We start from the raw sequence: 21,597 nt of genomic DNA, 5'->3' as shown, positions 1-21,597 counted from the left end.
GCGATCTCCTTAGTCATTGGTCACCAAAAAAGGTTGCGGCACAAGGCATATCGAGGAGGCAAACCACTTTGTCGCTTCTGGTCTCGATAGGTGCCGCACCAGCACTTGTAGTGGTTCCGAAAACCAGTATGCCACGTTTGCTAGCTATTGCAAGCAATCTGCTAGCACTAATTGCCGAATCGCTGTGATACCGCACACAGTCAGAATCGTGCCTGCTGGTCGTCGGCGTATTGATAAAAGCCACGCCCCGACTTCTTACCGAGGTGTCCGGCTTCGACCATCCGCAACAGCAACGGCGTCGGTGCGTACAGCGCCTCTTTTGTCTCCGCATACATGCGGTCGGCGATCGCCGTGACGGTGTCGAGACCGACCATGTCCGCAAGCCGCAGCGGACCCATCGGGTGCGCACAACCGAGAACCATGCCTCGGTCGACGTCTTCGATGTCGGCAAATCCGTTCTCCACCAATCTAATTGCCGAGAGTAGGTACGGCACGAGCATCGCGTTCACCACAAACCCCGACCGATCGGCAGACGCGATGACCTGCTTGCCGAGCACCGCGTTGGCGAAAGACTCTGCACGCGTGACGATGTCGGCACCCGTGTGCAGCGTTGACACCAATTCGACGAGCGGTAGCACCGGGACAGGATTGAAGAAGTGAAGGCCGACCACGCGCGCGGGGTTCTGGGTCGCCATGCCCAGCGTGATGATCGGAATCGACGACGTGTTGGACGCCAGAACGGCACAGGGATCCGACACGGTCTTGTCGAGGACGGCGAAGATTTCGGTCTTGACGGCCTCGTCCTCGACGACGGCCTCGCAGACGACGTGCCGGTCGGCGAAGCCGTCGAGTTCGGTGGTGAATCGCAGTCGCAACGCCGCCTGTTCGCGTTCACGCTCGGTGAGCTTGCCGCTCGACACTCCCCTATCGAGCGAGCGCAGTATCCGCGACCGGCCACCGGCGACGAGCTCACGCGTCGGTTCGTAGACCAGAACGTCTGCGTCCGACCGGGCACATACCTCGGCGATCCCCGCGCCCATCTGGCCCGCACCGACCACGCCGACACGCCATGCGTCCGCCACCACTGCCTCCATTCAGATCAACGCCGACCCGATCCACTCTGCCCATAACCCATGCGCGACAACGTATTTGGCGAGCACACGAGCAGCTCCGATGCACGCCCAGAAGCCCCCAGATATGCCAACAGGCGGCCCGCAACATAACGCTGCGAGCCGCCTGATGCGCAAAACCTCAGAGAGGCTGGCTGGTTCCTAGTGGAACTGGCCTTCCTCGGTGGAGCCCTTCAGAGCTGCGGTCGAGGTGTTGGGGTCGACCGTGGTGGCGATGCGGTCGAAGTAGCCCGCACCGACCTCGCGCTGGTGCTTGGTGGCGGTGTAGCCACGAGCCTCAGCAGCGAACTCGCGCTCCTGCAGGTCGACGTAAGCGGTCATCTGCTCGCGGGCGTAGCCGTAAGCGAGATCGAACATCGAGTAGTTGAGGGCGTGGAAGCCTGCCAGGGTGATGAACTGGAACTTGAAGCCCATCGCGCCGAGCTCGTTCTGGAACTTCGCGATGGTCGCGTCGTCCAGGTGCTGCTTCCAGTTGAAGGAAGGCGAGCAGTTGTAAGCCAGGAGCTGGTCAGGGAACTCGCTCTTGACGGCCTCGGCGAACTGGCGAGCCAGCTCCAGGTCGGGCTTGCCGGTCTCCATCCAGATGAGGTCGGCGTAGGGAGCGTAGGCCTTGGCACGCGCGATGCAGGGCTCGATGCCCTTCTTCACGTTGTAGAAGCCCTCGGTGGTGCGCTCACCGGTCACGAACGGCTTGTCGCGCTCGTCGACGTCGGAGGTGATGAGGGTTGCGGCCTCGGCGTCGGTACGAGCGACGACGACGGTCGGGGTGTTGGCAACGTCGGCAGCCAGGCGAGCCGAGGTCAGGGTGCGGATGTGCTGCTGGGTGGGGATGAGCACCTTGCCACCGAGGTGGCCGCACTTCTTCTCCGAGGCGAGCTGATCTTCCCAGTGGGTACCGGCGGCGCCGGCCTTGATCATGGCCTTCTGGAGCTCGTAGACGTTGAGGGCGCCACCGAAGCCGGCTTCGCCGTCGGCCACGATCGGCACGACCCAGTTGTCGACCGAGTTGTCACCCTCGACGCGGGCGATCTCGTCGGCGCGCAGCATCGCGTTGTTGATGCGCTGCACGACGGCCGGCACCGAGTTGGCCGGGTAGAGCGACTGGTCGGGGTAGGTGTGGCCGGAGAGGTTCGCGTCACCGGCGACCTGCCAACCCGAGAGGTAGATGGCCTTGAGGCCCGCGCGCACCTGCTGCACGGCCTGGTTACCGGTCAGCGCGCCGAGCGCGTTGATGTAGTTGTCGCTGTTGACGCCTTCCCACAGGATCTCGGCGCCACGACGAGCGAGGGTGTGCTCCTCGACGACGGTGCCCTGGAGCTCGGCAACCTGCTCGGCAGTGTATTCGCGCGTGATGCCCTTCCACCGCGGGTTGGTGTCCCAGTCCTGCTGGATTTCCGCGGCGGTGCGGGGCTTTCCGACGTTGCTCATTAGCCACTTCGCTTTCGTTGTGCTGCTCGTCCCGATCTCCCGGGACGAATGCTTGTCCGGCTCACAGAGACCGGGGCCTATATGGGCCCGGCCGAGGCTGCCAGGGAATGCATCCAGGCCGGGTGGTGTCAGGCCTCCGGGCGCGCGTCGAGCTCGCATGTGTGACGACCACCACAGCGTGGGGTCGGAGTTTGCGAACTCTTCGGCACTTCCCGGAAACGCCTGACTCAAGGGTGCCACAACGGAAACACGCAGGTCCAATCCCCTTTGACTGCAAAAATGCGCCAACCATGTGGCGAAGATTTGCAAATTTTGCAAATCTGGAGATGTGAAGAGTCGTCAGCAGGACGTTAAAAAGTACGCGCGTACTGCGTTTTCTCGATACGCCTCAGCGGTGGCCCACCCACGGCGGCACACCGCGTCGACGCTCGCCGGAAAGACTCCCGACACCTCACATGTGGCGTGTTTCACACCACGGTTCGAGGTACTCCCGGGCGCCGACGCCACTCCTCGTCACCGCGCGGCCGCGCTCAGGGCTGTGCCGAAGAGATCAACGAAGGCCGACGACGGCATCGGCTCCACCGCGTCGGCTGGCGGGTTCTGCGCCCGTCCGGCCGGGCCGTTCACCGTGAGAGCGACCGTGAAGACCGCTCCCCCGGCGCGCTTCACGAGCGCATATCCGACATATCCGACCTGCTTGCGGACCGTCGAATCCGGCAGCGCGGTCGACACATCCGAGCGCGACAGAAAAGCACGTTCGACGCTGAGTCCGTCGGGACCGTTGGCGACCTCCGGCGGGTCGGGCAGCGTCGTCGACTCGGTGGTGACCGTCGCACCCGCGAGGCTTCCCGACGCAACGGTGGTTCGCGTCGTTCGGCACTGCCCGCTCCTCGTGCGGATGTCGTCGTCGATGTCGCGTCGAACGGTGGACACCAGCTCCACGAGCCCGACGTCGGCCGCGCTTGCCGCCAACACCGCTGAGTTCGACTCGCCGACCTTCTCGGTGAAGCTCGTATCCGCGGTTGGACGGCACTCCTGCGGCACCACACCGTCGGCGCGTGCCGCGGCAAGTTGGGCCCGGTCGGAATCGACGAGGTCGGAGACGGTCAGTTGCGTCGTCGCGAAGCCGGAAGGCAACTGCGCGGGCCGAAGCAGCAGATCGGCGGGAGCGACGGCCGTGGCGCTCACGACCGCGTCATCGTCACCGCAGCCCGCGAGCGTGACAGCGACGCAGGCGAGCAGCGTCGCTGCCACCCACCGTCGAACCCACCGCCCACGCATCGGGTCACCGTACCCTGAGCGGGTCCGACGAATTGGCGACCTATGAACTGCGGGGACCTATGAACAACAGGGCCTATGTCGGATCGCGTTTGCGGCAACTTCGCTCCGAACGCGGGCTGTCGCAGGTGGCGTTGGCGCAGACGCTGCGCATCTCCGCGTCGTATCTCAACCAGATCGAACACGACGCCCGCCCGCTCACCGCGTCGGTGCTGGCGCGGATCACCGAGGCATTCGGAGTCGACGGCGGGTTCTTCGACTCGCAAGACGACGTCCGACTCGTCGCAGAACTGCGCGAGGCGCTGCTCGACGACGACATCGAGGCCGCGCCGACGACCGCCGACCCGCAGGAGATCGCGGCGATGGTCTCGGCTCACCCCGATATGGCGCAGGCGATGGTGAATCTGCATCGCCGGTATCGGATCGCGATCGACCAACTCGCCGCGGCGACCGACGAACGCAGCGACCGCGCCATGCGCGGATCGATAACCGCGCCCCATGAGGAGGTGCGCGACTATTTCTACCAGCGCCGCAACTACATTCACGCACTCGACGTCGCGGCAGAAGAGCTCAACGCACGCATGCGGATGCACTCGGGCGACGTCCGACGGGAGATCGCCGACCGGCTCGAGCGCGTGCACGGCGTGACGATCGCGCCACGCGTCGACCTCGGCGACTACCTCCTGCACCGATTCGACCCCACGACACGACGTCTCGAGGTCTCGGCCGCGCTGTCGGCCGGCCAGCGGGCGTTCAAACTCGCCGCAGAACTCGCGCTCGTCGAATTCGACGATCTCCTCACCGAATTGGTCGACGAGGCGAATTTCACCAACACCGAGGCGCAGGCGCTCGCGAAGACCGGACTGGCCAACTACTTCGCGGCCGCAGTGTTGTTGCCCTACACGCAGTTTCACGGTGCGGCAGAGGATTTTCGCTACGACATCGAACGCCTGTCGGCGTTCTACGCGGTCTCCTACGAGACCATCTGCCACCGACTTTCGACGCTGCAACGCCCGAATCTCCGTGGTGTGCCGTGGTCGTTCGTCCGCGTCGACCGCGCGGGAAACATGTCGAAACGACAGTCCGCCACGGGATTTCACTTCTCGTCGAGCGGCGGCACGTGTCCACTGTGGAATGTCTACGAGACGTTCGCCTACCCGGGAAAGATCATCACGCAGATCGCCGAAATGCCCGACGGCCGTGACTACTTCTGGGTCGCACGCACAGTGGAGAGGCGGGCGGTGCGATACGGCCAGCCGGGCAAGACGTTCGCGCTGGGACTTGGCTGCGAACTGCGCCACGCCGCTCGAGTGATCTACTCGGACGGCCTCGAAATCGGCCCGCAGGCGCGAATCACCCCAATCGGCGCGGGATGTCGCGTGTGCGAACGCCAGCACTGTGCACAGCGCGCATTCCCGCCGCTCGGCTCGAGCCTGCGCATCGACTCCCATCGCAGCAGCGTGTCGCCCTACATGTCGCTCTGACGCAGTCGACGCAGTCGCTATGACGCAGTCGACGCAGTCGCGATGACAGTCGACGCATTCTCGACAACTCTTCTTGTCGCACAAGCGGACCCCGGTCCGAGGGTTACAGATCAATCACATGTCATACGGCGTAGCCATTTGTGGGTCGAACGATCAGGATGCAGCCCTATGGTGGGCGCGGGAGAGGGGAAGCAGCCGTCGGGGGTGCTTCCCTTCTCCCGGTCTGGAGGCAAGGCGCCATGCGTTCGTCACGGCGACACCCATCGCGGCGAAACTCCGCCGCCGTCTTCCTGCTGGCGTGTGTTGTCGCCGCGATTGCCCCGAGCGTCGCCGCAGCGGATCCGCCGAACATGATGGGTATCCCCCAACAGGTCCCCGATACCATCGACCGCGTCGTCCCCGCACCACCCTTTCCACATCTGTCGACAATCCCGTTGCGCGCACAGTCACCCGGGTTGTCTTGGCGGACACAAGAATTGCATGAGGCGACGTTGCCTACCCCGACCGGGGATCCCATGTTCGACCGGTGGCCGTCGAACCTCGGCTCCCTCCAGCCCGGCACCGTCATCGCGACCCGCGACGTGACCGCGTCGGCCGCGCCGGTGGTCACCGTGCCGATTGCGTCGGCGACGCTCATCAAGTTCCGCAGCACCGACGCCGTCGGAAAACCGAGTTTCGGTACCACGACGCTGATAACTCCTACCGCGTCCGCACCGGTGCGCGGCCCCCGACCGATCGTCGTGAACAACCTCCCCATCGATTCACTCGGGACCGCGTGCAACCCGGGTTACACGCTTGCCCATGGCTTTTCGATCGCAAGCGGTGTGACAGACCTCCTGCCTCCGACGACGCAGCTCGCGCTTGCCCACGGCTATGGCGTGCTGATCCCCGACCACCAGGGGCCGCGGATGGCATACGCAGAGCCCGTCGTCGCAGGTCATATCGTGCTCGACTCCATCCGCGCCGCGTCGAACCTGAAGCCGAAGATGTTCGGGCAAAGCGCAATTGCGATGAGCGGATACTCCGGCGGCTCGATCGCCACCGCCGGTGCGGCGAAACTCCTGGCCGGGTACGCGCCTGAGCTCGCGCCGCGCGTCGTCGGGGCAGCACTGGGAGGTGTGCCTGCCGACTTCCGCATGCTCGTCGGCAGTATGAACGCCAACCTCGCGACCGGACTATTCCATGCCGCGACGTTCGGTATCGCCCGTGAGCGGCCCGAGATCCTCACCATGGCCAACAACCCTGCTCAGTGGATTGCGTCGTCGCCGTTGAAGAACGTGTGCGTGATACCCGAGGCCCTCGCGGGCGCCACATTCATGCCGATGCAGTTGATGGCGAACGTCGGTGATCCGTTCCATTCGCCCATCGCAGAACACATCTACCGCGTGACAAAGATGTCCGACACCCGATCGGCGGTTCCGCTCTACATCTACAACGGCGCCCAGGAGTGGTGGATACCGGCCGCCGGGGCGCGCAACCTGTTCCTCGAACAGTGCCGACTCGGCGCGAACGCTCAATACCGTGACGTCGTCGGCGAACACGTCACCGCCGCCGTGATCGGCTTTCCTGACGCGATGAGTTGGCTCGACGCTCGTTTACGCGGCTCACCTGCACGCAGCGGCTGCCCTCATCGGTGATTTCAGTAGACGAGCACGCGCACGTTCTCGGCGACGCACGCGGGTTTCTCCACACCGTCGATCTGCACCGTGCTGCGCACCACCATGGTCACCCCGGCCGGACTGTCGTCGATCGACACGATCTCGGCGTTGGCGCGGATTCGCGACCCGACCTTGACCGGGCTGGGAAAGCGGACCTTGTTGAGTCCGTAATTGATCACCAGCTTGGGTCCGTTCACGGTGAAGATGTCGCCCGCCAGTAGCGGGAGCAGCGACAGAGTCAGGTAGCCGTGTGCGATCGTCGCACCGAAGGGTCCGTCCTTCGCGCGCCCGGGGTCGACGTGAATCCACTGGTGATCGCCGGTCGCGTCGGCAAAGGCGTCGATGCGGTCCTGGGTGACCTCTAACCAGTCCCCGTAGCCGAGGTCCTCGCCGATCGCTGCGGTCAGCTCCGAGATGCTGTTGAACGTCCGTGGTGTGATGTCCGTCATGAATTCTGTAGTCTACCGTTGCGTTCATGACGACCAGCGAAGGTGACGTGGCAACCGGCCCGCGTGTTGCTCCGGGAACGTTGAGCGACCTCGGACTCATCAACTGGGTGTTCGCGAGGGGCGCGGCACGCGTCATCGGCGTCCGCGACGCTCACGTCTTCTCCACCCTGGGCCGCACGCGCGGGCTCTTCCGCGCGTGGCTCTACTTCTCGAGCAGGCTGATGCCCTTCGGCTCACTGTCACGCCGCGAGTCGGAGATGGTGATCATCCGGGTCGCGCATCTGCGTGGCAGCGACTACGAACTCGACCACCATCGCCGCCTGGGCAAACGCGCAGGTATCGACGACGCCGAGTTCGCCCAGATCATCTCGGGCCCCGACGCGGGCTGGGGCGATCGGGAGAAGTGGATGCTGCAGGCGGTCGACGAATTGATCGCCGACAAGGACATCAGCGACACCACCTGGACGTCGCTGCGTCGCCATCTCGACGAACGCCGTGCCATCGCCTTCGTCCTGCTCGCCATGCAGTACGACTCGCTGGCCACCACGCTGCACACGCTGCGCGTCGCGCGCGACGAACGCGTCTGAGGTTCACCCATGACCTCGCTGGCCCAGCGGGCCATGAACAACCGACTGTTCAGCGAGGTCTACGAGCGACTGTGGCGACCGGCGTTCACCCGACTGTTCAGTTTCGGCGGATCGTCGACCGAGCTCGCCGACCGCGCACTGGTTGCGCATCTGGCGCGGCCCGGTGAGCGCAGCATTCTCGACGTCGCGTGCGGCCCGGGCAATTACGCGCGCAGGCTGTCGACGGGATTGACCGGCGACGGCCGTTGCGTCGGTATCGACTTCTCGCCGACGATGCTGTCCAAGGCCGTGGCCACGAACAGTGGCGAACGGGTCGCCTACATCCGCGCCGACGCGCATTCGATTCCGTTCGGCGACAACACCTTCGACTCCGTCGTCTGCCTGGCCGCGCTGTATCTGATCCCCGACCCGCTGCCGGTGATCGACGAGCTGGTCCGGGTTGCCAAACCAGGTGGCGAGGTCGCGGTGTTCACCTCCGTGGTCACCAACCTGACCGGACTGCCGGGAGTCCGAACCGTCACCGCACTCACCGGGTATCGGATCTTCGGCCGCACCGAGATCGTTGATCGCCTGCGGGCGGCCGGCGCGGTCGACGTCGAGCAGACCATCACCGGGCAGGGGCAATTCGTCCTCGCCCGGCTGCCCGCCGAAGAGGACTGTCCCTGAACGTGTGTCGTATCGAAGGATGTGTGCGCTGCAGCACCCACATCCTTCGATACGACACACATCCAGACGCCGCGAACCTCAGATCACCTGGGGCGCGCGGGCTTCGGCAGCACGCACCAGCGGCGCAACGCCCTCCGCGAACCAGTACGCCTCCTCGATGTGCGGCTGACCGGACAGGATGAAGTGGTCGACGCCGAGCGCGCGGTACTGACCGATGAGGTCGGCCACCTCGGCGTGGCTGCCCACAAAGGCGGTGCCGGCACCGGGACGCACCAGTCCGTAGCCTGCCCACAAGCCCGGGTACACCTCGAGATTCGCGAGGTCGGCGTTCAACGCGAGTTGTCGACGCTGCCCCTCGGACTCGGACTGCAGAAGCCGTTCTCGCGCAAGGGCAATCACGTTCGGGTCCATGCGGTCGACCAGCTTGCGGGCTTCTGCCCATGCCTCTTCGCGCGTGTCGCGGGTGATCACGTGCGCACGGATGCCAAAGGAGAGCGTCCTGCCGTGCCTCGCCGCCCGGGCACGCACATCGTCGATCAGGGCGGCCACCTTGTCCGGCGGTTCGGTCCACGTGAGGTACGTGTCGACGTGTGCAGCGGCAACCTCCCGTGCGGCGTCGCTTGCGCCACCGAAGAATACGGCGGGCGCTGGTGACGGAGGCCGTGCCACGGTGGCGCCGGTGACGTCGAGGTACTCGCCGACGAAGTCGTACGGTGTCCCCGACCACGCCCCGCGCACGATCTGCAAGAACTCTGCGGCACGGGCGTACCGTTCCTCCTTGCCGAGGTGATCACCGAAGCGCTCCTGCTCTTCGCGATCACCGCCGGTCACGATGTTCAATGCCAGTCGCCCACCGGATAGTTCGGCGAACGTCGCGGCCTGCTGGGCGGCCAATGTCGGAGTGATCAATCCCGGTCGAAACGCGACGAGGAACTTCAGCCTGCTCGTCTCCTGGATGAGAGCCGCGGTGGTCACCCACGCATCAAGGCACCAGGTTCCGGTCGGAGTGAGCACCGACTCGAATCCCAGCTTCTCGGCAGTCTTGGCGACGAGGGTCAGGTACTCGAGGTCGGGTGCGCGGTGTGCCGACGCGGTGCCGAGGACGCCCGACGACTGCAGCGCACCGAACACCTCACGACCGTCGCCCGACGTCGGCAGAAACCAGTGGAATGACGAACTCATCGGGCAGGCTCCTCAACAGATGTCGCGGTAGTGTCTCGGCTTCCGACGCCGAGGTGGCCGAGCACTCGTTCACGCAGTTCGACGACGCGCTGATCATCCCGGTGGCGGGGACGTTCGACGTCGACCGCGACGTCGTAGGCGATGGCGCCGTCCTCGAGGACGAGCACACGGTCGGCCAGTACGACGGCCTCCTCGACGTCGTGAGTGACGAGCAGCGCGGCGAATCCGTGTGTGCTCCACAGTCTCGTGAGCAACGAGTGCGCTTCGATCCGGGTGAGAGCATCGAGTGCGCCGAACGGTTCGTCGAGCAGTAGTACTTCTGGATTGCGCACCAGTGCGCGAGCGAGCGACGCGCGCTGGGCTTCTCCACCGGAGAGCGTCAGCGGCCAGGCGTCGACGCGATGCGACAGCCCGACCTCGTCGAGCGCCGTCACGGCCCGCGCTGCGGCATTGCCGCCGGAGAGGTTGAGCGACACGTTCTTTCGGACGCTCCGCCACGGCAGCAGCCTCGGTTCCTGAAATGCCACCGCGCGCGATCCGTCGACCTCGAGTCGGCCGCCGTGCTGGTCGTCGAGCCCGGCGATGATCCGCAGCAGCGTCGACTTACCCGATCCCGATCTGCCGACGAGTGCCACGATCTCGCCGCTGTGCAGTGTCAGATCGATGCCGTGCAACACCTCGACGTTGCCGAAGGAACGTGTAATCCCCTGTGCACGAACAACTGTCTCCCCACTCATCGACTCACCCTCCATCGGAGCAGCCAAGCCTCGAGGCCGCGGACAATCGAATCGCTGAACAATCCCAGCAAGGCGTAGATCACCAAACCGAGCACGATGATGTCGTTGCGGAAGTACGTGCGCGCATTCATGACGAGGTAGCCGAGTCCGGCGTCGGCGTTGATCTGCTCAGCGACAATCAGCGACAGCCATGCCACACCGAGCGACAGTCGAAAACCGGTGAGGGCACTGGGCATCGCCCCGGGAAGAATCACGGTGCGAGCCAATCCGATTCGGCCGAGTCCCACCGAGCGTCCCGCCTCGATCAGTTTCGCATCGACTCCGTGGATACCCGACACCAGGTTGAGGTACAGCGGGAACAGCACGCCGAGCGCCACCATGTAGACCTTGGGCTCTTCGCCGATGCCGAACCACACGACGAACAACGGAATCAACCCTAGGAACGGCACGGTGCGGAGCATCTGTAGTGGTGGGTCGATGGCCAGATCTGCGATCCGAAAGAAGCCGACAAGCAGACCGAGCGCGACCGCAAGCACCACACCGAGCGTCAGGCCGATGCCGACACGCTGCAGCGAAACCCCCAGCGCCGCTTGCAGTTCTCCTGTCCCCCACAGCTCACGTGCTGCCGCCCACACCTGTGTCGGCGGAGACAGCTTGCTGGCCGGAATGACTCCGTTGGTCGACAGCACCTGCCAGGCGATCAGCAGGACCAGCGGCGAAACGAGGCGCAACCACGGGCCGACCGACAGGCGATGACGTCGTCCGCCCGACGCACGCCGACTGTCTGCTTCGGTGTCACCCCGGACCGCTGTGGCCGACCCCGCGACTGCCCCCGTCATCAGTTCGTGCCCGAGAGCGCGCCGTTGAACTGGTTGTCGAAGTAGTCGGCGGCCGTGGGCTTGTTCGGGATCACCTTGGCGTCGGCGAACAGGTCGAGGAGACGCTGATGCTTGGCGATCTGCGCGTCACCGATCGGGACCAGAGAACCGGACGACGTCGAGAACGTCGCTCGCGCAACGGGTTCGGGGAGCTTGGTGAGCTTGCTGTAGATCGGAATCCACTGGTCCTCATGGGTCACGGACCACTTGTTGGCTCGCGCGAGACGGCCGATGAGATCGCTGATGGCCTTCTGCTTCGCCGAGTCGCCGAGCGATGCCGACGAGGCGAGGTAGTAGGCCTGCTGGGTGACCAATCCCGCACCGTCGGAGACGGCCTGTGCGCCGTGCTGCGAGATCGCCACTTGAGCAAACGGATTCCAGACCGCCCAGGCGTCGACCTGGCCGTTGGTGAATGCCGAAAGACCCTCGGTGGGCGTCAAGTATGTCTGCTGGATGTCGCTGGGCTTGAGGCCCGCCTTGTCGAGGAGCGCGAACACGAGTCCGTTGGAGCTCGATCCCTTGGTGAATGCAACCTTCTTGCCCTTGAGGTCGGCGATCGACTTCACCGACGAACCGCTCGGAACCAACAGGAAGTCTCCGGGCTTCTCGCGCGCCTGGACGGCGACGATCTTCAGGGGAGCGCCGCTGGCCTGCGCGAAAACCGGTGGCACATCGCCGGTTCCACCGATGTCGACCTTGCCAGCAGCCGCGGCTTCGAGCAGTGGCGGACCCGACTCGAACGAGGCCCAGTCGATGTCGTAGGGCAGGTCTTTCAGCTCACCAGACGCCTCCAGGAGCGACTGCGTCTGCTTGACCTGATCTCCGACGGTCAGCGTGATGCGTTGCGCCGACGCCGATTGCGTACCGCTTCCTGAATCGTCGAACGAGCACGCGCTCACCGACAGCGACAGCGCAGCTATGAGTCCGACGGCCAGTGCGCCCCAACGTTTCCTCGACACAGTTCTTCCTTCCCAGACCACCCCCGTGGGCGTCGATGTTGGGAAGAATTGTCGGCGCCGGTGTAGCGATCGCACCAATCACCGCCACTGCCGGACACGGAGGCCGGTCGCATCGGCCCAGCTCAGCTGCGCCGCAAACATTTTCACTCACCGCGACCGAAAGAACCGTTGGTTCAGCTCGGCACAGCACTGCCGATCATCGAGGCATCAATACGTCGGCGGTTGCGCAGAACGGGCAGCGAGTCACGCACACGTCGGACTGCCGCCGTATCGATATCGGCAACCAACAGGTCGGGGCCGCTGCCGAGCTGACCGATCACCGCCCCGGAAGGGTCGCAGACCATGCTGTGTCCGACACCTAAAGGCGCAGTGCCGGTGGTGATTTCGCCGCTTACCGCCGGGTCAGCCTGTCCGCATGCCGCGACGAACGTCGTAGAGTCCAACGCCCTCGCCCGTGCCAGGAGCGTCCATTGATCGACCTTGCCCTCGCCCGCACCCCAGGACGCCGAGACGGCCACGAGGTCTGCCCCCGCGGCCGCAAGCTCTTGGAACATCGCCGGGAACCGAATGTCGTAGCAGGTCGCGAATCCGATGGTCACGCCTTTCACCTTCGCGGTGACCAGGTGATCACCCGCCGACACGGTGTCGGATTCCGAGTATCCGAACGCATCGTAGAGGTGGATCTTGTCGTAGTGGGTGCGCGTTTCGGGTCCCGTGATCAACAGGGTGTTGCGCACTCGCGGCCCGTCGCCCGGCGTGAACATGCCTGCGACGACCGTGACCCCCGCCTCCGACGCGATCTCGTCGACAGCACGCGCCCAGTCCCCGGAGATCGGCTCTGCAATCTCGCCAAGGGGGACCCCGAATCGGCACATCATGGCCTCCGGAAAGACGACGACATCAACTCCGCGTGCTGCGGCATCGCTGACGTGACGTTTTATGATCCTCAAATTCGCGGCCGGGTCGGTGCCACTGTTGACCTGTGCGAGTCCGATGCGCAGTTGCGGGTTTGATGTTGTTCTCATTGAATCCTCCTGGATAGGTCCGCGACCACGGGTTATAGATGGGGTATACATAAGGTATGCAAAGTCCGTCCGGCCGGGACAAGGCATACGAGTACGTGCGCGACGTCGTACTCACGTCGCCCGCGGCCGCTGGTGCATTTCTCAACGAACAAGACCTGGCGACGCAGATCGGGGTCTCCCGCACGCCGGTCCGTGAGGCATTGCTGATGCTGCAGGCCCAGGGCCTCGTCGAGTTGGTGCCGAAACGTGGCGCGCACGTCCCGCCGATGTCCGGCCGCCAGTTGCGCGAATTGATGGATCTGCGCGGCGTGCTGGAGCGGCACGCGGCGTCGATCGCACTGCGCGCGAAGTCGGCGCCGGTAGCCCAGATGCGCGCGATCCTGGCTGACCAGCATCAACTTGCCGACGCGCCGAGCGATGAAGCCGCGAAACAATTCATCGATCTCGACGGTTCGTTCCACATGGCACTCATCGACGCAGCCGGAAGCGAGCTGCTGTCGACGACCTACGCCGGGCTGAGGTCGCGTCAACTGCGCGCCGGCCTGACGGCGTTGTCCACGACGCCGGATCGGCAACAGTCGGTCTGCCGAGAACACGGCGCGATCGTCGACGCGCTTGAATCCGGAGACGAATCGGCCGTCGGAAATGCCATAGACGCGCATCTGGAGATCACTCTGCAGGCACTGCTGCGGGGTTGATTCTCCGCAGGGACGCATCCTCGGCTTCAGCGCGGTCCGGGTCTCGCCCGATCGCCAGTCCGATGAGAGTCAGCACACCGACGAGACCGATGTACCCGACGATCGGCACCCAGTTATCGGTCTTGTCGAGCAAGAACGTGAAGATCAGGGGCGCCAGCGCGCCGCCGAACACTCCGGCGATCGTGTACGCCAACGAGCTTCCCGTCGACCGCAACCGAACCGGAAACTGCTCGGTCACGAACGCAGCCTGCGGTCCGTACATGAACGAGTGGAACACCAGTCCGACCGTCACGCCGAGGATGAGCAACGGCAGCGAGTCTCCGCGGACGAGCACAAAGAAGAGAACACTCCACGCGACGCCGCCAACGGCCGCGATGGCGTACAGCAGGCGGCGGTTCACGCGATCGGACGCCGCCCCTGCCAACGGAATGAGGCCGAGCTGGAATGCCGATCCGATGAGGATCGCGATGAGCACATCTCCACGGTCGAATCCCAGCTTGTTGACCCCGTAGGTGATGGAGAAGACGGTGAACAACGCGTACATCACATCCGGCGCAATGCGCGAGAGTATCGCCGACACAAGCGGTTTGGTCTGAGTACGGAAGACTTCACTCACCGGGGCATCGGAACGATCATCGCTGTCCTGGAGCGCTTTGAAGACCGGTGTGTCTTCCAGACGCAGTCGAATCCAGAGTCCGAAAGCGACAAGTACCGCCGAGAGCAGAAACGCGATTCGCCAGCCCCACGACTCGAACTGGGACTCGGTGAGGGTGAGAGTCAATAGCGCGAGTGCACCGTTGGCGAGGAGATTTCCCGCGGGCGGGCCGATCTGTGCTGCCGACGACCAGAAGCCTCGCTTCTCCGGCGGGCCGTACTCGCTGGAGAGCAGCACCGCACCACCCCATTCGCCGCCCACCGCGACTCCCTGCGCGAACCGCATGACGACAAGGATGATCGGGGCGACGACCCCGATCGCCGCGTAGGAGGGGATCAATCCGATCACGAACGTGGTCGCACCGATCAGCAGCAGCGTGATCACAAGCAGGCGCTTACGCCCGATCACGTCGCCGAGTCTGCCGAAGACGAAACCGCCGACCGGCCGGGCAACATAGCCAACCGCGTACGTCGAGAACGCGAGCAGGGTGCCGGTCAGTGGATCGCTATCAGGAAAGAAGACTTTCGGGAACACCAGCGCAGCCGCTGCGGAGTAGACGGCAAAGTCGTACCACTCGAGCGCTGTGCCGGTCAGGCTGGCAGCAAACGCCTTGACCAGCGGCTTCTTATCGGTGACAGCATCGGTCATCGGTAGTTTCCATTCGTTGTCGCGGACTGTCGTCGTGTGACGTGTCTCCCATACTTGCTGTATACAAGACGTATGCGCAAGTGTTCGGCGCTATCGAAACAGGCTGTTTACGAAAGGACTCCGACCCACATGCTCACATTTACGCTCCCCGACGGATCGTCGGTCGCCGTAGAACCGCAGGTCGTGTGCAATGCCGGCTACGCGGGCCGCGACCAGGCCGCCGTTGCCAGCCACATCGCAGAACTCGCCGAGCTCGGAGTACCTGCACCCGCAGTGACTCCGTCGCTGTATCCGATCTCGCCGTACCTCGCGCAGCAGACCGACGAGGTCGTAGTGCAGCACGGTCGCACCTCCGGCGAAGCCGAGTGGGCCCTGATCGTCACCGGCGACACCCGTGACGACGTCTTGCTCACCGTTGCATGCGATCACACCGACCGAGAACTCGAAGTTCACGGAGTCGCGTGGAGCAAGAACGCGTCACCAGACGTGCTCGGTACCGCGGCGTGGCGCCTGTCCGACGTCGCAGACCACATCGACGACATCACCTTGTCGGCGTGGGTCGGGCACGGGAGCGACACCGCAGACACCCTGATCCAGTCCGGCACCCTCGGCGACCTGCTGTCGCCGAACTACTGGCTCGACGTCCTCGCGGAACGAAAGTTGCTGCGCGAAGGCACGATTGTGATCTCGGGAACCATTCCGATGGTTGAGGGGATAGACCAGTTCGCTGATTCGTGGCGCGTCGCGATGACCGACGAGGCCACGGGCGCAACGATCGAGTGCGGGTACCGCGTTGCCCGCATGCCCGAACCCATTGGCTGACGGCCCTAGCCCCTGCCTGACAACCGAACGCACTGCCTGACAACCGATCACAGCTCCCGATAGTCGCGGACCGACATCCGGTTCCCTCGGCGCGGCGCATACGTGCCGTGGAGTTCTGCCATGCGCACGATTCGATAGCGTTGGCCCGCATACGGTTCCAGCAGTTCCAACATCCCGGCGTCGTCGACCTTCTCGCCGATCAGCGTATGACCGATGAGAGCGGGGATGTGGTAGTCGCCGACCGGCACGGCATCGGCGTCGCCGACGGCTCGCGCACGGGTTTCCGCAACCGTCCACGGGCCGACTCCGCGGAGCACGTCCAACTTGTCGTGGTGACGTTCGACGTCCAGGGCGGTAGCACCTCTGATGGTGCGCATGCGCACTGGTTCGGCACCACTGCGATGCCACTCCCACACGGGAATCCGGGTCCAGTCGGCTTGCGGGGGTGGAACGCGCATGTCGCGCGGGACGGGCCCCGGGGCTGGTTCGCCGAAGCGTCGAAGTATGTGCCGCCACGCCCGCCACGCCTCGGTCCCGACGACTTTCTGCTCGAGGATCGCCGCGGCAAGCGCCTCCCACACGCGGCCGGTACTACCGATGCGCAAACCTGTCGACGCCGCGACCAATCGAGCGACGGCATCGTCTCGCGGCACCAGGGCGGCCGGGTCGTCCGAGGCGCCGAGCATGTCCGGCATCTGTTCCAGTAGCCATGCGGCGCCAGGTCCCCAGGCGCGCCCGCGGATCGTCGAACCGTCGGAGGCGATTGCCAGCGTGCCCGGGCCGTCGGGAGTGTGCACCGCGCGCCAGATGGAACCGTCGGCGCCGTACCGGAAAGCCGGGTCGCCACTACCTCGTCGGTGGAGTCCGAGCGTGGCGCGGAGGTCGACCGGCTGCTGCGGCGTCCACGAACGTGTGGCCTCGCCGCTGCTCATCCGTTTCTCCTCGCCTGCGCCACCTCGACTGTAGTCGTCGGGTCCGACATCGCCGCGCGGGCGCACTGCCCGTCATCGGGGGCGTGCGACCCGATCCGGATGGGACGTAAGCCTCACGATCGGCATCGCTGACCAGCGCACACTCGAAGTATGAGGTATTCGGAACCCATCACCGTAGGCATCGACGGATCGTCGAGCGCATTGGCAGCGGCGCGCTGGGCAGCGCACACAGCATCTATTCATCAGACCACCCTCGACATCGTGTTCGCGATCGAGCCGGCATCGCCCCCGCTGATCGAGTTCGCGGTGCCCGAGGCATTCTTCGACGCCGCGCGTCTCGGCGCCAAGGCCGCGCTCAACGCGGCGACAGACGTCGCCTTCCATGAGGACCCCGACCTCGCACCGCGCACGCACATCGTCACCGGTTCGCCACGTGGCGCGCTGCTCTCGCGCTCGCGGACGTCGTCGATGGTCGCTGTCGGCGCATCCGGAACCGGCCGTCTCACAGCGGCTTTCATCGGGTCCACGGCGTCAGCGCTGACGTCGCATTCGGTGTGCCCCCTCGCGGTGATCCGCGAAACCAGCAACGACGTCGAACCCACCGGTCGGGTTACCGTCGGCGTCGACGGTTCTCCCGAATCGCTCGAGGCCCTCGATTGGGCGGCGCACGAGGCGACCGACCGAGCCGCCGAGCTGCTCGTACTCTCGGCATGGGACGCAACGGGTTTCGATCACTCCCACAAGGCGTTCACCACCGCAGAACACCAGATCGAAGGCACACTCGCCGTGCCCGTCGAAGCGATCAGACGACGCCTGCCCGGCTTGCGGGTGACCACGCAAATCGTCAACGACGCTCCGGTTGCCGCGCTCACCAAGGCGTCGGCCGACTCGGATGTCGTCGTCGTGGGCAGCCGGGGTCGCGGCGGATTCACCGGGCTTCTACTGGGGTCGACGAGCCAACGGGTCCTGCATTCGGCCCAGTGCCCGCTGATCATCGTGCCGTGACGTCTCGTCGCTGAAGAGACGCGAGCCGGGACCGACATCGTCGTCGGTCCCGGCTCGCGTGAATTCCGTTGTGCTGCAGGTTTTCTACAGGTTGATCATGTGCCCGATCGCGCCATGGAACGTTTCTTGCATCGCTTCGCTCATGGTCGGGTGGGTGTGGACGTTGCGGGCCAGTTCCTTGGCGGTCAGGTCCCACTTCTGCGCGAGCGTGAGTTCGGGCAGCATCTCGGAGACGTTGTCGCCCACGAGGTGTGCGCCGAGGAGCTCGTCGGTGTCGGCGTTGGTGAGGAGCTTGACGAAGCCTGCGGTCTCGCCCATGCCGCGTGCCTTGCCGTTCGCACTGAACGGGAAGGTGGTGGCCTTGACGTTGAAGCCCTCGTCCTTGGCCTGCTGTTCGGTGAGTCCGAACGAGGCGACCTGCGGCTGGCAGAACGTCGCGCGGGGCATGAACCGGTAGTCGCCGAGGGTCATGGTCTCGGCGCCCGCGATGGTCTCCGCAGCGACGACGCCCTGGGCCTCGGCGACGTGTGCGAGCTGGAGCTTCGCGGTGACGTCGCCGATCGCGTAGATGCCGTCGACGTTGGTGCGCATGAAGTCGTCGATCGCGATGGCACCGCGTTCGGTGAGTTCGACGCCGGTGTTCTCGAGGCCGAATCCCTCGACGCGGGGAGCGAAGCCGACGGACATGAGTACGCGGTCGACGGTGACCTCGCCGTCGTTGCCCTTGGCGTCCTTGTAGGTGACGGTGACGTCGTTGCCGTTGTCGGTGACGGTCTGCACTCCGGTGGAGGTGAGGACCTTCACGCCGAGCTTCTTGTACTGCTTGGCGATCTCCTTGGAGACGTCGATGTCCTCATTGGGGAGCACGCGGTCGAGGAACTCGATGATCGTCACGTCGACGCCGTAGTTGGCGAGGACGTAGCCGAACTCCATGCCGATCGCGCCTGCTCCGACGATGACGATCGAGCCCGGCAGATCGCGGGTGAGGATCTGGGTCTCGTAGGTGACCACGTTGTCGGAAAGCTCGACGCCGGGCAGGAGCTTGACCACTGAGCCGGTGTCGATGATGACGTTGTCGAAGGTGATCTCGCGGTCGCCGACCTTGATGGTCTTGGCGTCGACGAAGGTGCCGTACCCCTCGATCTCGGTGATCTTGTTCTTTTTGTTCAGGTAGTGCACGCCCTTGGCGCTCGCGTCGGCGACGCTGCGACTGCGGTCGAATGCCGAGCCGAAGTCGAAGGTCACATCCCCGGACATCCCGAATGTCTTCGACTCATGGTTGAAGATATGGGCGAGTTCGGCATTGCGCAGCAACGCCTTGGACGGAATACATCCAACGTTCAGACAGACACCGCCCCAATACTTCTCTTCGATGATGGCGGTGTTCATGCCCAACTGGGCGGACCGGATCGCGGCCACGTACCCACCTGGACCTGCTCCCAGGACAACTGTTTCAAAGTGATCAGCCACGACTGTCAGCCTACGACTAGGGCCAGCCTGCGCGCAGAACGTCCCCCTTACTGACCCGAATCGACCGTTCCGGCAAATCGGCCACCGCGTCGTTCAATCATTGATTGAATCGCTGAATGAGCGTGTCCACGTCACCCACCCGCGAGCAATTGCTGCGGACAGCCGAGCGACTCTTCCTCACCGACGGCTACGACGCCGTCTCGGTGCGCGCCATCTGCGCGGGCGCGGGAGCCAATCCGGCAGCCGTTCACTACCACTTCGGATCGAAGGATCAGCTCGCGACGGCACTGCTCGAGGCGCGCCTCACGCCGCTCTGGGCAGATCAGCTCATGTCGATCGACACCTCGCGAGCCTCCGTGGCAGCGCTGGTCGACGTCGTGATCTCGCCGTTTGTCGAGATTCAACACGATCCCGCCGGCCACCTGCATCTGCAGCTGCTCGCGCGGTTCGTCCACGCGAATCCGGAGGCGCCCTGGCACGGTGCGTGGTTCGACCTCGACCGGTGGGCCGACATGCTGGTCGCGATGGTCGGTGCCCTCGGCCACGACCAGGCTCGACGACGCTGGGCACTCGCCTTCGAGCTGATCCTGTCGCGCTTCTCCGCCGAGCGTCCGCTGTCCGACGACGCCGTGACGTCGCTGACCGAGTTCGTCGTGGCCGGGCTCGGTCAGCCGTGTACACCGGCAACCGTCACCAACCCGGCCGCGGTCAGCTCGTGAACGGCACGTCGTCGACCCCCGACCCCTTCGAGCCGGCACGCCTTGGGCCGCTGACGCTGCGCAACCGACTCATCAAATGTGCGACGTTCGAGGGTGCGACGCCCGACGCGCTCGTCACCGACGATCTCGTCGAGTTCCACCGCGAGGTCGCGGCGGGCGGCGTCGCCATGAGCACGGTTGCGTACTGCGCGGTCAGCCCCGAGGGTCGGACCGATCGACATCAGATCTGGATGCGTCCCGAGGCGCAACCTGGCTTGCGTCGACTCACCGACGTTATCCACGCCGAAGGCGCGCTTGCCGCTGCACAGCTCGGCCACGCGGGGCCGGTCGCGAACTCGGCGTCAAATCGCGCGAAAGCGCTTGGTCCGTCGCGCATTCCGGCGCCGATGGGGATGTCGGTGACACGAAAGATCTCGGCTGAGAGCATCGCAGATCTCCGCACATCGTTTCGGCGGGCGGCGCGCATCGCAGTCGACTCGGGATTCGACGGACTCGAAATCCATTGCGGCCACAACTATCTCATCAGTTGTTTCCTTTCGCCGCTGCTCAACCACAGACACGACGGTTACGGAGGCTCACTGGTCAACCGTGCGCGGCTCGCGCGCGAAGTGGTCGAGTCGGTGCGTGACGAGGTCGGCGACTCGGCAGCCGTCTGGGTGAAACTCAACATGTACGACGGCGTGGGCGGCGTCGGGAGGTGGCGCGGATTCGACGTCGACGAGGCATGCGAGGTCGCGCGACTTCTGGAATCGGACGGCCACCTCGACGCGATCGAGCCGACGGCAGGCAGCTCACTGCTGAACCCGATGTACCTCTTCCACGGCGACGCACCGCGCGAGGCTTTCGCCGACGCCTTCCACGGCGCGATGCGGTGGGGACTGAAGGCTGCGGGCCCCTTCTTCCTCAAGCACTACGACTATCACCCCGGCTACCTGATGCCGCTCGCTCGCCGGCTGCGCGAGAGCATCGACCTGCCGATAATCCTGCTCGGCGGTATCACCGACCGCGAGACGATGGACGCCGCGCTGGGCGAGGGCTTCGACTATCTCGCGATGGGCCGCGCCCTGCTGCGCGAACCCGACCTACCGCTGCGGATCGCCGCCGACCCCGCCGTGCGCTCCCGGTGCACGCACTGCAACCTGTGTATGCCGACGATCTACTCGCGCACGCGGTGCCCGCTGCGCGAG

General features: G+C 65.1%; 20 protein-coding genes and 1 pseudogene. 9 read left to right on the top strand and 12 right to left on the bottom strand.

Annotation, left to right across the window (positions count from 1 at the left end; genetic code table 11):
- Positions 1–200: 200 nt before the first annotated feature.
- From ABW18_RS03470 to ABW18_RS03460, 3 genes are all read right to left on the bottom strand, one after another.
- Entirely contained in the window at positions 201–1,094 is an 894-nt protein-coding gene (locus tag ABW18_RS03470; protein WP_049697637.1) for a 3-hydroxybutyryl-CoA dehydrogenase, read from the bottom strand.
- A 177-nt stretch (positions 1,095–1,271) separates the two neighbouring features.
- Positions 1,272–2,558, bottom strand: a complete 1,287-nt coding sequence (aceA, locus tag ABW18_RS03465; RefSeq protein ID WP_005209419.1) for an isocitrate lyase — start codon at positions 2,556–2,558, stop codon at positions 1,272–1,274.
- Positions 2,559–3,071: 513 nt separating this feature from the next.
- Positions 3,072–3,839: a hypothetical protein gene (locus ABW18_RS03460; protein WP_235434284.1), complete on the bottom strand. Its 768-nt coding sequence runs from the start codon at positions 3,837–3,839 to the stop codon at positions 3,072–3,074.
- Between the two features lie 59 nt (positions 3,840–3,898).
- On the opposite strand from ABW18_RS03460, the gene ramB reads away from it, so the two are divergent.
- Together ramB and ABW18_RS03450 are read left to right on the top strand one after the other, a co-directional pair.
- Positions 3,899–5,320: an acetate metabolism transcriptional regulator RamB gene (gene ramB, locus ABW18_RS03455; protein ID WP_049697635.1), complete on the top strand. Its 1,422-nt coding sequence runs from the start codon at positions 3,899–3,901 to the stop codon at positions 5,318–5,320.
- A gap of 239 nt (positions 5,321–5,559) precedes the next feature.
- Positions 5,560–6,957, top strand: coding sequence for a lipase family protein (locus tag ABW18_RS03450; protein ID WP_083444298.1), 1,398 nt, complete (start codon positions 5,560–5,562; stop codon positions 6,955–6,957).
- Positions 6,958–6,959: 2 nt separating this feature from the next.
- Here ABW18_RS03450 and ABW18_RS03445 read toward each other — a convergent pair whose 3' ends face one another.
- Complete coding sequence (locus ABW18_RS03445) at positions 6,960–7,427, bottom strand: MaoC family dehydratase (protein WP_049697633.1); 468 nt, start codon at positions 7,425–7,427, stop codon at positions 6,960–6,962.
- 26 nt (positions 7,428–7,453) lie between these two features.
- On the opposite strand from ABW18_RS03445, the gene ABW18_RS03440 reads away from it, so the two are divergent.
- Both ABW18_RS03440 and ABW18_RS03435 read left to right on the top strand, forming a co-directional pair.
- A complete protein-coding gene (locus ABW18_RS03440; protein ID WP_049697632.1) occupies positions 7,454–8,014 on the top strand; it encodes a carboxymuconolactone decarboxylase family protein in 561 nt (186 codons plus the stop codon).
- 9 nt (positions 8,015–8,023) lie between these two features.
- Complete coding sequence (locus ABW18_RS03435; RefSeq protein WP_049697631.1) at positions 8,024–8,680, top strand: class I SAM-dependent methyltransferase; 657 nt, start codon at positions 8,024–8,026, stop codon at positions 8,678–8,680.
- 78 nt (positions 8,681–8,758) lie between these two features.
- Here ABW18_RS03435 and ABW18_RS03430 read toward each other — a convergent pair whose 3' ends face one another.
- The 5 genes from ABW18_RS03430 to ABW18_RS03410 form a co-directional block, all read right to left on the bottom strand.
- Positions 8,759–9,862, bottom strand: a complete 1,104-nt coding sequence (locus ABW18_RS03430) for an LLM class flavin-dependent oxidoreductase (RefSeq protein WP_049697630.1) — start codon at positions 9,860–9,862, stop codon at positions 8,759–8,761.
- Positions 9,859–10,599 carry an ABC transporter ATP-binding protein gene (locus ABW18_RS03425; RefSeq protein ID WP_083444316.1) on the bottom strand — a complete coding sequence of 247 codons (741 nt, stop codon included), beginning with the start codon at positions 10,597–10,599 and terminating at the stop codon, positions 9,859–9,861. The genes ABW18_RS03430 and ABW18_RS03425 overlap by 4 nt, the downstream gene beginning before the upstream one ends.
- On the bottom strand, positions 10,596–11,438 hold the full coding sequence (locus ABW18_RS03420; protein WP_049697628.1) for an ABC transporter permease: 843 nt from the start codon (positions 11,436–11,438) through the stop codon (positions 10,596–10,598). Before ABW18_RS03420 ends, ABW18_RS03425 begins: the two co-directional genes overlap by 4 nt.
- Positions 11,438–12,436 (bottom strand): ABC transporter substrate-binding protein, encoded by a 999-nt coding sequence (locus ABW18_RS03415; RefSeq protein ID WP_049697627.1) that lies wholly within the window; start codon positions 12,434–12,436, stop codon positions 11,438–11,440. The genes ABW18_RS03420 and ABW18_RS03415 overlap by 1 nt, the downstream gene beginning before the upstream one ends.
- Positions 12,437–12,609: 173 nt before the next feature.
- The gene (locus ABW18_RS03410) at positions 12,610–13,437 is read right to left on the bottom strand and encodes a carbon-nitrogen hydrolase family protein (protein WP_200903213.1); all 828 of its coding nucleotides are present in this window, start codon (positions 13,435–13,437) and stop codon (positions 12,610–12,612) included.
- Positions 13,438–13,517: 80 nt separating this feature from the next.
- On the opposite strand from ABW18_RS03410, the gene ABW18_RS03405 reads away from it, so the two are divergent.
- Positions 13,518–14,159 carry a GntR family transcriptional regulator gene (locus ABW18_RS03405; protein ID WP_049697625.1) on the top strand — a complete coding sequence of 214 codons (642 nt, stop codon included), beginning with the start codon at positions 13,518–13,520 and terminating at the stop codon, positions 14,157–14,159.
- Here the strand turns inward: ABW18_RS03405 and ABW18_RS03400 are convergent.
- Positions 14,131–15,462, bottom strand: a complete 1,332-nt coding sequence (locus tag ABW18_RS03400; protein ID WP_049697624.1) for an MFS transporter — start codon at positions 15,460–15,462, stop codon at positions 14,131–14,133. The two genes, ABW18_RS03405 and ABW18_RS03400, sit on opposite strands and share 29 nt — an antisense overlap.
- Positions 15,463–15,591: 129 nt before the next feature.
- On the opposite strand from ABW18_RS03400, the gene ABW18_RS03395 reads away from it, so the two are divergent.
- The gene (locus ABW18_RS03395; RefSeq protein ID WP_049697623.1) at positions 15,592–16,284 is read left to right on the top strand and encodes a DUF2848 domain-containing protein; all 693 of its coding nucleotides are present in this window, start codon (positions 15,592–15,594) and stop codon (positions 16,282–16,284) included.
- A gap of 47 nt (positions 16,285–16,331) precedes the next feature.
- Here ABW18_RS03395 and ABW18_RS03390 read toward each other — a convergent pair whose 3' ends face one another.
- Positions 16,332–17,216 carry a DNA-3-methyladenine glycosylase family protein gene (locus ABW18_RS03390; protein WP_049698013.1) on the bottom strand — a complete coding sequence of 295 codons (885 nt, stop codon included), beginning with the start codon at positions 17,214–17,216 and terminating at the stop codon, positions 16,332–16,334.
- Positions 17,217–17,366: 150 nt separating this feature from the next.
- Between ABW18_RS03390 and ABW18_RS03385 the strand changes: the two genes are divergently transcribed.
- The gene (locus ABW18_RS03385) at positions 17,367–18,221 is read left to right on the top strand and encodes a universal stress protein (protein ID WP_049697622.1); all 855 of its coding nucleotides are present in this window, start codon (positions 17,367–17,369) and stop codon (positions 18,219–18,221) included.
- Positions 18,222–18,305: 84 nt separating this feature from the next.
- Here ABW18_RS03385 and lpdA read toward each other — a convergent pair whose 3' ends face one another.
- Positions 18,306–19,691 carry a dihydrolipoyl dehydrogenase gene (gene lpdA / locus ABW18_RS03380; protein WP_082937874.1) on the bottom strand — a complete coding sequence of 462 codons (1,386 nt, stop codon included), beginning with the start codon at positions 19,689–19,691 and terminating at the stop codon, positions 18,306–18,308.
- Between the two features lie 116 nt (positions 19,692–19,807).
- Here lpdA and ABW18_RS03375 point away from each other — a divergent pair, with 116 nt between their 5' ends.
- Together ABW18_RS03375 and ABW18_RS22305 are read left to right on the top strand one after the other, a co-directional pair.
- The gene (locus ABW18_RS03375; RefSeq protein ID WP_049697620.1) at positions 19,808–20,410 is read left to right on the top strand and encodes a TetR/AcrR family transcriptional regulator; all 603 of its coding nucleotides are present in this window, start codon (positions 19,808–19,810) and stop codon (positions 20,408–20,410) included.
- Positions 20,407–21,597, top strand: a pseudogene (locus ABW18_RS22305) (oxidoreductase); the annotation flags it as partial. The gene ABW18_RS03375 and the pseudogene ABW18_RS22305, both read left to right, overlap by 4 nt.

It is taken from the genome of Gordonia jacobaea, assembly GCF_001186365.1.
Classification (GTDB): Bacteria; Actinomycetota; Actinomycetes; order Mycobacteriales; family Mycobacteriaceae; genus Gordonia; species Gordonia jacobaea.
Note: the sequence above shows the minus strand (reverse complement) of the source record. Positions and strands in the feature narration are given on the sequence as shown.